This is a genomic window from Halomonas sp. LS-001 (genome assembly GCF_052983955.1).
This window is the reverse complement of the sequence record NZ_CM129816.1, coordinates 1,717,552-1,730,694: the sequence shown is the minus strand read 5'-3', so window position 1 is coordinate 1,730,694 and position 13,143 is coordinate 1,717,552. Positions and strand designations below refer to the sequence as shown.

General features: G+C 53.4%; 10 protein-coding genes. 2 read left to right on the top strand and 8 right to left on the bottom strand.

Features of this window, described 5'->3' with window-relative positions; genetic code table 11:
• Window positions 1-2 precede the first annotated feature (2 nt).
• From ACU6TU_RS07755 to ACU6TU_RS07735, 5 genes are all read right to left on the bottom strand, one after another.
• Window positions 3-968, bottom strand: coding sequence for an ABC transporter ATP-binding protein (locus ACU6TU_RS07755; RefSeq protein ID WP_447143979.1), 966 nt, complete (start codon window positions 966-968; stop codon window positions 3-5).
• The gene (locus tag ACU6TU_RS07750) at window positions 965-2,185 is read right to left on the bottom strand and encodes an ABC transporter permease (protein ID WP_447143978.1); all 1,221 of its coding nucleotides are present in this window, start codon (window positions 2,183-2,185) and stop codon (window positions 965-967) included. The genes ACU6TU_RS07755 and ACU6TU_RS07750 overlap by 4 nt, the downstream gene beginning before the upstream one ends.
• A 100-nt stretch (window positions 2,186-2,285) precedes the next feature.
• Entirely contained in the window at window positions 2,286-3,161 is an 876-nt protein-coding gene (gene osmF / locus ACU6TU_RS07745; protein WP_447144204.1) for a glycine betaine ABC transporter substrate-binding protein OsmF, read from the bottom strand.
• 157 nt (window positions 3,162-3,318) lie between these two features.
• Window positions 3,319-4,719, bottom strand: a complete 1,401-nt coding sequence (gene cysS, locus ACU6TU_RS07740) for a cysteine--tRNA ligase (RefSeq protein WP_447143977.1) — start codon at window positions 4,717-4,719, stop codon at window positions 3,319-3,321.
• A 51-nt stretch (window positions 4,720-4,770) separates the two neighbouring features.
• Window positions 4,771-6,450 carry a glutamine--tRNA ligase/YqeY domain fusion protein gene (locus tag ACU6TU_RS07735; RefSeq protein WP_447143976.1) on the bottom strand — a complete coding sequence of 560 codons (1,680 nt, stop codon included), beginning with the start codon at window positions 6,448-6,450 and terminating at the stop codon, window positions 4,771-4,773.
• A 127-nt stretch (window positions 6,451-6,577) separates the two neighbouring features.
• Between ACU6TU_RS07735 and ACU6TU_RS07730 the strand changes: the two genes are divergently transcribed.
• Both ACU6TU_RS07730 and ACU6TU_RS07725 read left to right on the top strand, forming a co-directional pair.
• A complete protein-coding gene (locus tag ACU6TU_RS07730) occupies window positions 6,578-7,075 on the top strand; it encodes a peptidylprolyl isomerase (RefSeq protein WP_447143975.1) in 498 nt (165 codons plus the stop codon).
• 84 nt (window positions 7,076-7,159) lie between these two features.
• Window positions 7,160-7,936 (top strand): UDP-2,3-diacylglucosamine diphosphatase, encoded by a 777-nt coding sequence (locus ACU6TU_RS07725; protein WP_447143974.1) that lies wholly within the window; start codon window positions 7,160-7,162, stop codon window positions 7,934-7,936.
• Window positions 7,937-8,058: 122 nt separating this feature from the next.
• Here the strand turns inward: ACU6TU_RS07725 and ACU6TU_RS07720 are convergent, their stop codons facing one another.
• The 3 genes from ACU6TU_RS07720 to lon form a co-directional block, all read right to left on the bottom strand.
• Window positions 8,059-9,873: a SurA N-terminal domain-containing protein gene (locus tag ACU6TU_RS07720; protein WP_447143973.1), complete on the bottom strand. Its 1,815-nt coding sequence runs from the start codon at window positions 9,871-9,873 to the stop codon at window positions 8,059-8,061.
• 114 nt (window positions 9,874-9,987) lie between these two features.
• A complete protein-coding gene (gene hupB, locus ACU6TU_RS07715; protein ID WP_100820107.1) occupies window positions 9,988-10,260 on the bottom strand; it encodes a nucleoid-associated protein HU-beta in 273 nt (90 codons plus the stop codon).
• A gap of 471 nt (window positions 10,261-10,731) precedes the next feature.
• Window positions 10,732-13,137, bottom strand: a complete 2,406-nt coding sequence (lon, locus tag ACU6TU_RS07710; RefSeq protein WP_447143972.1) for an endopeptidase La — start codon at window positions 13,135-13,137, stop codon at window positions 10,732-10,734.
• Between the last annotated feature and the right edge of the window lie 6 nt (window positions 13,138-13,143).

The following is a 13,143-nucleotide window of genomic DNA, read 5'->3' as shown; positions in this document are numbered from 1 at the left end:
GCTTAGGACTCACGCAGACTCCCCTGCTCGGCGTGAGCTTCCTTGATCAGCTTACGCAGTGACAACTCGCCCACCGGCATGTCGTGCTGGTCCACCACAGTGAGTCGGTCGCTGTGATCGCGCAGCATCATGGAGAGCGCCTGGCGCAGGTTGTGCTCGGTGGTAATGCGCGATTGTGCAGGCAATGTCGGGCCAAGTGGCGCCATGTGATCCTTCACCCGGGTAAGTGCTGCCTGCTTGAGTCCGCGTTCCATCCCCCCCAATAACGAGTCGACAAAAGGGTCCGCTGGCTTCTGCAGCAATGCCAGTGGCGTCCCTTGCTGGACAATTCGCCCCTCCCGCATGACCACCAGCATATCGGCCAGACGTAAAGCTTCATCCATATCGTGTGTGACAAAGACGATGGTTTTATGCAGGCGGGACTGTAACTTCCTGAGCATTTCCTGAAGTTTATCCCGGGTAATCGGGTCCAGGGCACCAAAGGGCTCATCCATCAACAGAATATCCGGATCCGCTGCCAGGGCGCGAGCCACACCGACCCGTTGTGCCTGACCTCCGGAAAGCTGGTGGGGGTATTTGTGCGCAAATTCACTGATCGGCAGGTCCAGCAGTAACATCAACTCTTCTACCCGCTGCTGGACCTGGCTTGACGGCCAGCTCAAAAGCCGTGGTACCAAGCCAATGTTACGAGCGACATTCCAGTGGGGAAACAGACCGGTATTCTGAATGACGTAGCCAATCCGACGCCGCAGCAAGACAGGGTCGTAGGCATCAATGGACTGATTATCCAGCGTAATCTCACCACTGCTATGAGGTAGCAGACGGTTGATCATGCGCAAGGTTGTCGATTTGCCGCAGCCAGACGTACCCACCAGAGCGCAGAACCTGCCTTTGGGAATGCTCAGCGTTAATTCTTCAACGGCAGGCACACCACCAAAAAGCTTGCTGACATCACGTAGCTCAATCATGTAACAGCTCGATCATGTGACGGCCCCTGACGCAACAATTCTGTTAACGCACCTAACCCTGCATCTGCTATCAGAGCAATGATCAAAATAGGCAGCGCCCCCAATAACACCATATCCATTGCAGCCTGCCCTAACCCTTGAAAAATGAACGTGCCCAGCCCACCGGCGCCAATCAATGCCGCAACGGCCGTCAAGCCAACAGCCTGAACCGTGGTAATTCTAATGCCTTCCAGCAGAATCGGCAGTGCCAAGGGTAGGCGCACCTGCCAGAAACGTTGCGAGGCGCGCATTCCCATCCCCTTGGCAGCATCCAGTACATCAGGGCTTACCGACTCAAGCGCGATATGGGTATTGCGCACGATGGGTAATAGGCTGTAAATCACCAGCGCCAGCAAGGCCGGTGTCCAGCCAATCCCCTGAATCCCCAACGCCTGGGCAAAGGGTATATTGGCAGACACCCAGGCCAACGGTGCCAATAGAAGGCCGAATAAGGCAAGGCTGGGTATCGTCTGACAAAAATTCAGCAGCGCAAAGGCTCCCCGCTGGAGACCACGATAACGCCGAATCAGTAACGCAATACTGCTTCCCAGCACGATGCTGACGCCAACGGCGATGGAAACCATTGCCAGATGTTCCTGCAACGCAAGAAAAAAAGCCGCGTCACGGGCATGAAATTCCTGCACCAATGCTAACCGGTCAAGCCAAAGAGCGGCGCAAAGCCACCACAGAGCGCCCACACAGAGAGTGATCAATACGACCCAACCCCGAGACAGTTTGAGGCGCAAGCGCAGCTCCACCACTGCCAGCATGGCGCAGAACAGGAGAACCCAGTAACCCGCCCCGACACTCAACCGCGCCTGTGGCAACTGAGGGTCAATCAATTGAGTACTGGCGAACATCAGACCGAAAGGCATCAACGACAGCAACAGAACGATTCCCGCCAGCTGGGCAAGCAGGTTGCTACGCGAATGAGCCGGTTGCCAGGCCATTGACATGACCGTCAGTATCACCAGTGACGCCAGCGCACTTCCCACCCATCCGATAGATTGCCAGACGCTATATCCACTCGCCGCGACGATACGGTTCGCTGCAACGCCCACGCTATCCAGACTCCATAATGCTGCCAGCATGATGAGGGACAATAACGTCATTACCCAGTTCGGGCGCCCTCTTATCCATCCCTTGCGGGGCGAAGGTAGCGCATCCACTAATGGCATAGAAAAGAGGGTCCTGTTAGCTGTGCTGGCGCAAAAAACTGTCACAAAAGACTGGCAGAAAAACGCCCGCGGGAACGGGCGGCTTCACAACCACTATAGGTCAGTTATCCAGGGTGCGGTCGAGATAGGCTTCTGCCACGGCTTCAGCAGATAGACCATTCACCGCCACATCGGCGTTCAGACGTTGCAGCGTTTCGAGATCCAGGGTCATAAACACTTCATTCAGAGCAGGCTCAATCTGCGGGTAGCTGGCCAGTACCTCTTCACGAATCACCGGCGCTGGCTGATAGACAGGCTGTACCTCTAGCGTATCTTCCAGCACCACCAGGCCCAGGGCGCTTAACCCCCCGTCGGTACCGTAAGTCATCGCGCCGTTGACACCACTGGTCTGACGGGCTGCTGCGCGCATGGTTGCGGCTGTATTCCCTCCTGACAGTACCAGTAACTGATCATCGCTCAGCTCGAAATCATAGGCTGACTGAAAAGCGGGCAAGGCCTGCTCGGATTCGACAAACTCGGCGCTGGCAGCAAACTTGAACTCACCGCCGTTCGCCAGATAGCGCGATAAATCTTCCAGCGTAGACAAGTTGTTGGCCTCAGCCAGATCCGCCCGCACGCTCATGGCCCAGGTATTATTAGCACTGGCAGGCGCAAGCCAGACAAGCCCGTTTTCAGCGTCACGCTGTTTCACCGTATCAAAGGCGGATTCAGCGTTTTTCCAGACGGGGCTATCGGTCATATCAAAAAAGAAGGCACCATTGCCGGTATATTCCGGATAGAGATCGATTTCTCCCGCCAGCAGTGCGCCCCTGACGACGCTGGTGCCCCCCAGCTGAAGGCGCTTTTCTACAGGAATTTCATGGCGTTCGAGCGTCTGTGCGATCAGTTGGCCCAGCACGGACCCTTCGGTATCAATTTTCGACGATACCACAACAGCATCGTTTGCCTGTGCCGTCAGCAACGCCTGCGTCGCCATCACGGCCAGTGATAATACGCCAGCAGACACCCTTTTATTGGTCAGATGCATGGTCATGATCCTTCTGATGAGAGGTAACAGTCACCTCTAAGCGGGTTTTATGGCTCGAAAAACAAGTATAAAACCCGCAAGCGTTGAAGTCAGATTGACCGCCAGATTAACGCGATTCCAATATCCAGGTCGTTCCCTCGCGGGAATCCTTAAGAATGATTCCCTGGTCCGCCAGCGCATCACGAATGCCATCTGCTGCGGCGAAATCTTTATTGGCCTTGGCTTCGGCTCGCTCAGCAATTTTTGCTTCGATCGCAGCTTCGTCCATGGGCGCGGATTGACCTTGCCCGCCTTTAAGGAAATCCGTTGGCGATTGCTGCAGAAGGCCGAGAATACTGCCCAGCGATTTCAGTTCGCTGGCAAGCAGGCCCACGTCTTCACTACCTGACGCCTTGGCACGATTCAGTTCACGTGCCAGATCGAACATCGCAGAAAGCGCTTCAGGCGTATTGAAATCATCATCCATGGCGGCAAAAAAGCGCTGATAATACGTCGAAGACTGCGCCTGACCGTCATCAACCGCGGGCACCTGCACGCCTTCCAACGCCGTGTAAAACCGGGTTAGCGATTTACGCGCTTCACTCAGCGCATCAGGTGCATAGTTGATCGGGCTACGATAATGGCTAGCCACCAGTAGAAAACGTACCACTTCAGCGTCGTGCTCGGTCAGGACGTCACGGATCGTAAAGAAATTACCCAACGATTTGGACATTTTCTCCTGATTGACCCGCACGGCGCCGGCATGCATCCAGGTCATCACAAAAGGTTTGTCGTTAGCCGCTTCCGACTGGGCAATTTCGTTCTCATGATGGGGAAAGGTCAGATCCGGCCCACCGCCATGGATATCAAACGTATCTCCCAGGCAGCATTTGGACATGGCAGAGCATTCAATATGCCAGCCCGGACGCCCGTTCCCCCAGGGCGATGACCAATATGCTTCGCTGGGCTTGGCCGCTTTCCACAGGACGAAGTCCAGCGGGTCTTCTTTATGGACATCGACATCAACACGGGCACCAGAGCGCATATCGTCCAACTGACGGTTATTCAGCTTGCCGTAATTCTCAAAACGTCGAACCCGGTAATAAACATCACCATTGTCTGCCGCGTAGGCAAACCCTTTGTCGATCAGGGTTTGAATCATACGGATGATGTCATCAATGTGCCCGGTGGCACGCGGCTCATGACTGGGGCGCTTGACGAACAGTCGCGCTTCATCCTCGTGCATGGCCGCAATCATGCGTTCGGTCAGCGCCTCGATGCTTTCGCCATTTTCGTCGGCACGCTTGAGGATCTTGTCATCAATATCCGTGATATTGCGCACGTAGTTGACGTCATATCCCCGTGCACGCAGATACCGTGTAATGACATCAAAGGCCACCATGACCCGAGCATGGCCAAGATGGCAGTAGTCATAGACGGTCATGCCACACACGTACATGCTTACTTTGCCCGGTACCAGGGTAGTAAAAGGCTCCTTGCGACGCGTCAGCGTGTTGTAGATCTGCATAGTGCTTCTTTATCCCTTGATGATTAGCCCTTGGTGAATAGCCCTTGGTGATTAGCCCTTCTGCTTGATTTTGGCCCAGGTGTCTTTCAGACCCACTGTGCGGTTAAACACCAGTGCTTCCGGTGTTGACGCATGACGATCCGCACAGAAGTAGCCGACACGCTCAAACTGAAAACGCGATTCCGGTGTGGCTTGTGCAAGGCTTGGCTCTGCAAAGGCCTGAGTCACTTCCAGGGATTCAGGGTTGAGGTGTTCAAGGAAGTCGATGTCCTTATCCTTGTCTGGCTGCTCTTCAAGGAACAGATTGTCATACAGACGCACTTCAACGGGAATACCGTGAGCCGCACTCACCCAATGGATAACGCCCTTTACTTTACGGCCTTCCGGATTTTTACCCAGGGTGTCGAAATCGACACTGCAGTGCAGTTCCGTCACATCGCCATTCGTATCCTTGATGACATCATCACAACGGATCACATAGCTGTTGCGCAAGCGGACTTCCTTGCCAGGCGCCAGGCGGAAGAACTTCTTCGGGGCATCTTCCATGAAGTCATCCCGGTCAATATAAACCTCTCGAGTGAACGGCACGCGACGAACGGGCATATCGTCCCGTGCAGGGTGACCAGGCACTTCGTAGACTTCTTCATGCCCTTCTGGAACGTTGGTCAGCACGACTTTCAAGGGTTTCAACACACACATGGCGCGCGGTGCGTTATCTTCCAGGTCAGAACGGATGGCGTGGGTCAGCATGGCAATATCGACCAGGCCGCCATCAGCACGGGTTACCCCGATCATGTCACAGAACTTACGAATCGACGCTGCTGTGTAGCCGCGACGACGCATGCCTGAAACGGTTGGCATGCGCGGGTCGTCCCAGCCATCCACAATACCCTCATCAACCAGCAGCTTAAGTTTACGCTTGGAGGTCAGAGTGTAGTTGAGGTTGAGGCGAGCAAACTCGATCTGACGCGGCTTGCCGGGAACCGGTAAATTATCCAGGAACCATTCATACAGCGGACGGTGGTCTTCAAACTCCAGCGTACAGATAGAGTGAGTAATACCCTCAATGGCGTCCGACTGGCCGTGGGTGAAATCGTAGGAAGGATAAATCTTCCACTTATCACCGGTCTGATGATGTTCTGCATGGCGGATGCGGTACAGAATCGGGTCGCGAAGGTTGATGTTAGGTGACGCCATATCAATTTTGGCGCGCAACACCTTCTCACCTTCAGCGAATTCACCGATGCGCATACGCGCCAGAAGGTCGAGATTGTCTTCAACACTGCGTTCCCGATAAGGGCTCGGCTTGCCGGGCTCGGTCAGGGTGCCGCGGTACTCACGGATTTCATCGGGAGAAAGATCATCCACGTAAGCCTTACCATCACGGATCAGCTGTTGCGCCCAGGCATACAGCTGATCGAAATAATCAGAGGCAAAACGTACCGGGCCTGCCCACTCAAAGCCAAGCCAGCTGACATCTTCTTTAATGGCATCAATATAAGCCTGCTCTTCCTTGGCAGGGTTGGTGTCATCAAAACGCAAATGACATTCACCACCCATCTGTTCCGCCAGGCCAAAATTGAGGCAGATTGATTTCGCATGGCCGATATGCAGGAAGCCATTCGGCTCCGGCGGGAAGCGCGTCACAATTTTCGTGACCTTGCCGCCCTCGATCTCATCGCGTACCTGGTTACGAATAAAATTCGGCGCTGGGGTGGTCTCGTTGGTCATGGTGGAGTTGATAACCTCTAGGTGGATGACGTGCCGGGCTTCGCGCTGCCTAGCAAAAAGGCTATTATAACGTGACACTTGCGCATAGCGCCAAGGCGGACTCCCCTTATAACACAGGAATTTACTGATGATCGTATTACAGACCAACCACGGTGACATTACTATCGAGCTGAATCATGAGAAAGCGCCGGTCACCGCCGCCAACTTTGAACAGTATGTGCGCGATGGTTTCTACGATGGCACGCTGTTTCACCGCGTGATTGATGGCTTCATGGTGCAGGGCGGTGGTTTTGATCTGGATTTCAATCAGAAGCCCACCCGCGACCCGATCGAAAATGAAGCGGACAACGGCCTCAAGAACACCAAGGGCACCCTGGCAATGGCGCGCACCCAGGACCCGAATTCCGCCTCATCGCAGTTTTTCATCAACGTCAATGACAATACCTTTTTGAACCATACTGGCAAGAACCTGCAGGGCTGGGGATATGCGGTGTTTGCAGAAGTCACTGACGGCATGGACATCGTGGATGCTATCCGCAAAGTCAGCACCACGCGCCGTGGCATGCATGCCGATGTCCCCGCAGAAGACGTGGTGATTGAAAAAGCCTATGTTAAGGAAGACTAACGCAAAAAAATCTGGCCAGGGAAGACCAGGCCAACGAGACTTTGTCCGTCTCGGGTCATCATAAAAATCACGATGGAGGGCTTGATGCGAACGCTGCTGATTGCCGATCTGCACCTTAACGAGCACTCCCCTGAAATCACCCAGGGGTTTCTCGACTATCTATCCACAACGGCGTCAGGTGCTCAGGCGCTTTATATTCTGGGCGACCTGTTTGATGCCTGGATTGGTGACGATCTATTGGCTTTGCCGCACCCCATGGCTGAGGTTGCCGGTCGGGTGACTCATGCGCTGTCAGCCCTGGCGGAAAGCGGTACCACCATTTATTTCATGCATGGCAACCGTGACTTCCTGATTGGCGAACGGTTCATCAACGCCTGCCAGGCTTCGCTATTGCCTGAAACAAAACTGGTGGAACTGCATAACATTCCGGTTGTATTAATGCATGGCGATAGCTTGTGTACTCGGGATGAAGCCTTTATGGCCTTCCGCCAACAGTCCCGCGACCCGCAATGGCAGGCCCAGATGCTTGCCCTGCCAATGCAGCAACGCCTTGAACTGGCCAAGAGCCTGCGTCAGCAGTCAGATAGCGCCAATGCGGGTAAAGCCGATGACATCATGGATGTCACGCCATCAGAAGTCGTTAACGTAATGGCTTCTTACGGTGTAGCGACTTTGATTCATGGCCATACGCACCGTCCTAAAGTGCATGATCTGACGGTGGAAGATGTACCCGCCAAACGCTATGTCCTCGGCGACTGGGACTCACAGCACGGTTGGGATATTATGATTGATGATGAGACAACATCTACGACAATGCCTCAATTACGTCAATTCTCATTATCCGAGCCACCTGTAGCGTAACGCGGACCATATCGTTCCCAAAAGAAAACCGCCTTGCTGGCTTTTACCTGCAAGGCGGTTTTTTCGTATCACCCAACAATTTATCAAACAATAACATTTCGTCTGATGGCTGTCGGAGGGTTTTAGCGGCGAACGATCTCAGCCTCGCTGTAGAGGTAGTCAATCAACCCCTGAATAACCGACTGAGCGCGAAGCTGTTCAGCCATCTGCGACACAAACTGCTCAGTCTGCTCATCCACTTCACCTGCTGTGACTTCATCAAGGGCGACAACAGCGACTCCCTGTGACAGCTCGACAACATCAAAGACAGCGCCATCCTCTTCAGGGTGTGGCAGACGGAAGACGGCCTGGACAACCGTGCGCGGCACATTGGTCTGCTCCTGTTCGCGGGCAATCCCCTCAGCACGCTGCCACTCAATGTCGGCATTCTCGCGATCTTCCAGAAGGCGTTGCGCTTTTGCGACCAGGGCCTGCTGTTGCGCCTGAACAGTCACTGCGGCGACAACCACATCGCGTACGTCCTCAAGAGGCAGCTGTGCTGCTTCACGATGCTCTGCAACGCGCAGCACCAAGCGGCGATCGTTATCCAGTTCAATGACTTCGCTGTTATAACCTTCCTCCAGCACATCGTCACTGAAGGCAGCTTCCATGACACCAGGTTCTGAAAGAACACCGTCCCCTTCATTGCTGGCCAACCAGTCACTCTCTTGAAGCGTCAATCCAATGTCATCTGCAACACTTTGCAGGTCATCAGCCGCAAAGCTCTCATCGATCAGCTGCTGCACTTTCTGGTTGAATTCACTATTAACAGCATCCAGGGCTAACTGCTCACGGAGCGTATCGCGTTGCTCTTCAAACGGCGGACGATCAATGTCAGTAACCTTGATGATATGGAAGGCATCATCCATTTCGACAGCGTCTGAGACGTCACCTTCCTGCAGTGAAAACGCGGCTTCATCAAAAGCCTCACCGAAGAATCCCCGGCTGATTTCCCCCAGATCTCCGCCGTTTTCTGCGCTGACGTTATCGTCAGAATAGCGGTTTGCAGTATCCGCAAAGCTTTCGCCGCTATCCAGATCATCCAGAGCTTCCTGAACGGTTGCTTGAGCGTCTTCACGACTCCGATCATCACCAAAAGAAACCATGATATGTGCTACGCGGCGGTTAACATCGTCATTCTGACTGCGCCAGGCATCTCTCAGCTGAGCTTCATCGATATCCACGTCTGCCGCCATGGACTGACGGTCTACCACAACATACTCAAGACGCACCTGTTCAGGGCGCTGGAAGCGTTCAGCATTATCCTCATAATAGGCTTCAATCTGCGCGTCAGTCACGCTGACCTCTTCGTCAAGGTCTGCTGACGACAAGAGACGATAGCGAAAGCTGCGCTGCTGGCGCTGGAGGGACGCGAGGCGGTTCTGTTCAGACTCAAGCGTGAAGTCGCTGAACGCCAACCCCTGCTGCAACTGACGGCGCTTGATGTCGACACGCAGCTCATCGCGAAATGACAGCGGCGTATAGCCAGCGCTCGCCAGACGGTTGCGGAACAGCTCTGTCGAAAAACGTCCTTCCTGATCCTGAAACTCTGGCAAGTTGACAATCAACTGATCAAGCTGTGCTTCGGAGACATGGAAACCGCCTTCCTCAGCATAGTGAGTCAGCAATTGCTGGGTGATTAACTGATCCAGCACATCACTGCGCAGCGCCCTTTCCTGGTCGGGAGGAACCTGGCCGGAACGCATCGCGCGCTGTACCTCAAGCTCCACCTGCTGACGCTTGATAGAATCCCCATTAACCTCAACCACTTCTTCAGGGTCAGTGCCAAACAGAGTAAACAGTGATTCCACGCCAAACAGCGCCATCGCAGCAACCACAACGCCGATGATGATCTTGGCCCCCCAGCTTCTGGAGCCATCTCGGATACTTTGCAGCATGTTAGCCTCGATTCAAACAAATGTAACAGCAATTTAAAAAACATCATGGCTTAAAAATAACATGGGCGCGCCGTTTTCACGACGCGCCCATCAGATAGCTTCAAGACAATCCGATCAGTTAACGGCGTCTTTAAGTGCTTTACCTGCTTTAAAGCTGGGTACCTTGGCAGCACTGATCTCGATTGGCTGGCCCGTTTGCGGGTTGCGGCCAGTGCGAGCAGCACGCTCTTTAATAGCAAACGTACCAAATCCTACCAGTGAAACACTTTCGCCTTGCTTGAGGCTTTCGGTGACAGACTCCACCATGGCATCCAATGCGCGGGTTGCCGCTGCTTTGGAAATATCAGCAGATGCGGCAATGGCTTCAATCAGCTCAGACTTATTCACACTTCACCCCTTGACTGTTTCAAAAAATGGTTCAGACGGTATGGTCACCGGTTGGATCGACGATCAAAACGTAGCTGCGTTTTATAGCAATGCCGCGCTTCACCTGTCAAGCAACCATACCGGAAAACGCCCGCCATACAAGGCCTTGGGCGCATTAATAATGAAAACAACGTCATTGTTTACAATAAATCAAATGACATTATCTATCCGTAACACTCTACCAGAATCATTCACTAGCCCACGAAAGGCCGATAGACAACCTATATCAATACAGCATATCAGTTAACAATAGTGTTTATTAGCCTTCAACACGACTACCAAGACCATTGGCAATATTGTCTCCTGGTACTGTTTCCTAATACTGTTTCCAATACTGGCTCCAAATACTGGCTCCCAATACGATTGCCCATACGATTTGTCTACATATCGGCACTTATATTGCAGGCTATGCTGATGGTTAATCGGTACTGGTTAATGGGTGCTGGCAACCACCGTACCTGGATAGACACCTTCCCCGCTGACAGGTGCCCCTTCTTCATCATGATTTATCAATGCCACCCGAAGAACATCATCAATCCAGCGAACGGGGCGAATATCAAGGGCATCCTTGATGTTGTCGGGCACTTCTTTCAAGTCGCGACGGTTTTCTTCAGGTATAAGAACAATCTTTATACCACCCCGGCGAGCTGCCAGCAATTTCTCCTTCAAACCGCCAATCGGCAATACTTCACCACGCAGGTTGACTTCGCCTGTCATGGCAACATCACAACGTACACAGCGCTTGGTATATGCGGAAACCATTGCCGTTACCATCGCGATACCCGCGCTGGGGCCATCCTTCGGTGTAGCGCCTTCTGGCACGTGGATATGAAGGTCATCTTTTTCGAATCGTTCAGGGTCAATGCCGTATTCTTCAGCACGCGCACGAACCACCGTGTGCGCCGCACTGACTGACTCCTTCATCACATCGCCAAGCGAACCCGTCTTGTTGACGCGCCCTTTGCCTGGCGTTACCACCGACTCGATATTCAGCAGCTCACCACCAACGGAAGTCCACGCCAGCCCGGTAACCCGTCCGACCTGATCTTCCTGGTCAGCAAGACCATAGCTATAACGGCGAACCCCGGCATAGGTTTCAATCTGACCATCATCAAGCAGCTTGGTGACGGGCTTTTCTCCCTCACGCTCCTGCTCAAGACGCTCCCTGAGCACCTTACGGGCGACCTTGGCGATCTGCCGCTCAAGCTCCCTGACACCGGCCTCACGCGTATAGTAGCGGATCAGCTCAAGCAAGGCTGAGTCATCAAGCTCAATCTCATCGGCTTTCAGACCGTTGGCTTCACGCTGTTTCGGCAGAAGATACCGCTTGGCAATGGCCAGCTTTTCGTCTTCGGTATAACCGGGAATCCGGATGATTTCCATCCGATCCAGCAAAGGCCCTGGGATATTCATCGAGTTTGCGGTACAGATAAACAAGGTTTCAGACAGATCATAGTCCAGCTCAAGGTAATGATCGCTGAAACTGTTGTTCTGCTCTGGATCCAGCACTTCCAGCAGTGCAGACGCCGGATCACCGCGATGATCCATGCCAAGCTTGTCGACTTCGTCAAGCAGGAACAACGGGTTCTTGACACCGGCACGACTCATACGCTGCATCAGCTTGCCCGGCAGCGAGCCAATGTAGGTACGCCGATGCCCGCGAATCTCGGATTCATCGCGCACACCGCCTAACGCAAGGCGTACATACTTACGGTTCGTCGCTCGCGCAATGGATTGACCCAAAGACGTTTTACCCACGCCGGGTGGGCCTACCAGGCACAATACGGGCCCTTTCATCTTGCGCACCCGTTTTTGTACTGCCAGGTATTCAAGAATGCGTGACTTGACTTCATCAAGACCATAATGGTCTTCATCAAGTACTTTCTGTGCCTTGATCAGGTCGTGCTTGACGCGGGTACGTTTTTTCCATGGCACATCCACCAACCAGTCCAGGTAAGTGCGCACCACAGTCGCTTCCGCCGAGTTGGCCGACATCATTTTGAGCTTCTTCAGCTCTTGAAGGGCCTTATCCTTGGCCTCCTGCGGCATGCCCGCTTCATGAATATCTTTTTCGTACTTCTCTACTTCGTTGGGTACATCATCAAGATCGCCAATCTCTTTCTGAATGGCTTTCATCTGTTCGTTGAGGTAATACTCACGTTGCGTCTTTTCCATCTGCTCCTTGACTCGCGAGCGGATACGCTTTTCTACCTGCAACAGATCAATTTCTGTCTCAATTAACGCCATCAGATGTTCAATCCGATCACGTACCCGATCCATTTCCAACAGCTCCTGCTTGTCACCAATCTTCAGCGAAAGATGTGCGCAGATGGTGTCAACCAGACGACTGGGATCTTCAATACCCGAGAGTGAGTTAAGCACTTCATTGGGCACTTTTTTGGACAGCTTGACGTACTGCTCAAACTGGTTCAGCAGCACCCGCACCAGCGACTCCTGCTCACGCTCGGTGAGTGGTTCACTTTCACGGGGCTGGATGAAGGCTTGAGTATAGCCATCCTGATGTTCTTCAATACGGCTGACATCGGCACGGAAGCTGCCTTCGATCAACACTTTCACAGTGCCGTCGGGAAGCTTCAGCAGTTGCATGATGTCAGCAACCGTCCCCATTGCATAAAGATCCGCGTTGTCAGGATCATCCTGAGAAGCTTCACGCTGTGCTACCAGCAGAACACGCTTATCGGTGTTCATCGCCGCTTCCAGCGCTTGAATCGACTTCTCTCTCCCAACAAACAGTGGAATCACCATCTGCGGATAAACCACAACATCGCGCAGCGGCAGTAATGGGAAACATTGTGTCATTTCGGCGTTCTGCTGCATCGCAGA

Bases quoted from the DNA above. Each gene is read 5' to 3' on its own strand.
- ACU6TU_RS07755 (WP_447143979.1), bottom strand. From the start codon at position 968: ATGATTGAGCTACGTGATGTCAGCAAGCTTTTTGGTGGTGTGCCTGCC.
- ACU6TU_RS07750 (WP_447143978.1), bottom strand. From the start codon at position 2,185: ATGCCATTAGTGGATGCGCTACCTTCGCCCCGCAAGGGATGGATAAGA.
- osmF (WP_447144204.1), bottom strand. From the start codon at position 3,161: ATGGCGACGCAGGCGTTGCTGACGGCACAGGCAAACGATGCTGTTGTG.
- cysS (WP_447143977.1), bottom strand. From the start codon at position 4,719: ATGCAGATCTACAACACGCTGACGCGTCGCAAGGAGCCTTTTACTACC.
- ACU6TU_RS07735 (WP_447143976.1), bottom strand. From the start codon at position 6,450: ATGACCAACGAGACCACCCCAGCGCCGAATTTTATTCGTAACCAGGTA.
- ACU6TU_RS07730 (WP_447143975.1), top strand. From the start codon at position 6,578: ATGATCGTATTACAGACCAACCACGGTGACATTACTATCGAGCTGAAT.
- ACU6TU_RS07725 (WP_447143974.1), top strand. From the start codon at position 7,160: ATGCGAACGCTGCTGATTGCCGATCTGCACCTTAACGAGCACTCCCCT.
- ACU6TU_RS07720 (WP_447143973.1), bottom strand. From the start codon at position 9,873: ATGCTGCAAAGTATCCGAGATGGCTCCAGAAGCTGGGGGGCCAAGATC.
- lon (WP_447143972.1), bottom strand. From the start codon at position 13,137: ATGCAGCAGAACGCCGAAATGACACAATGTTTCCCATTACTGCCGCTG.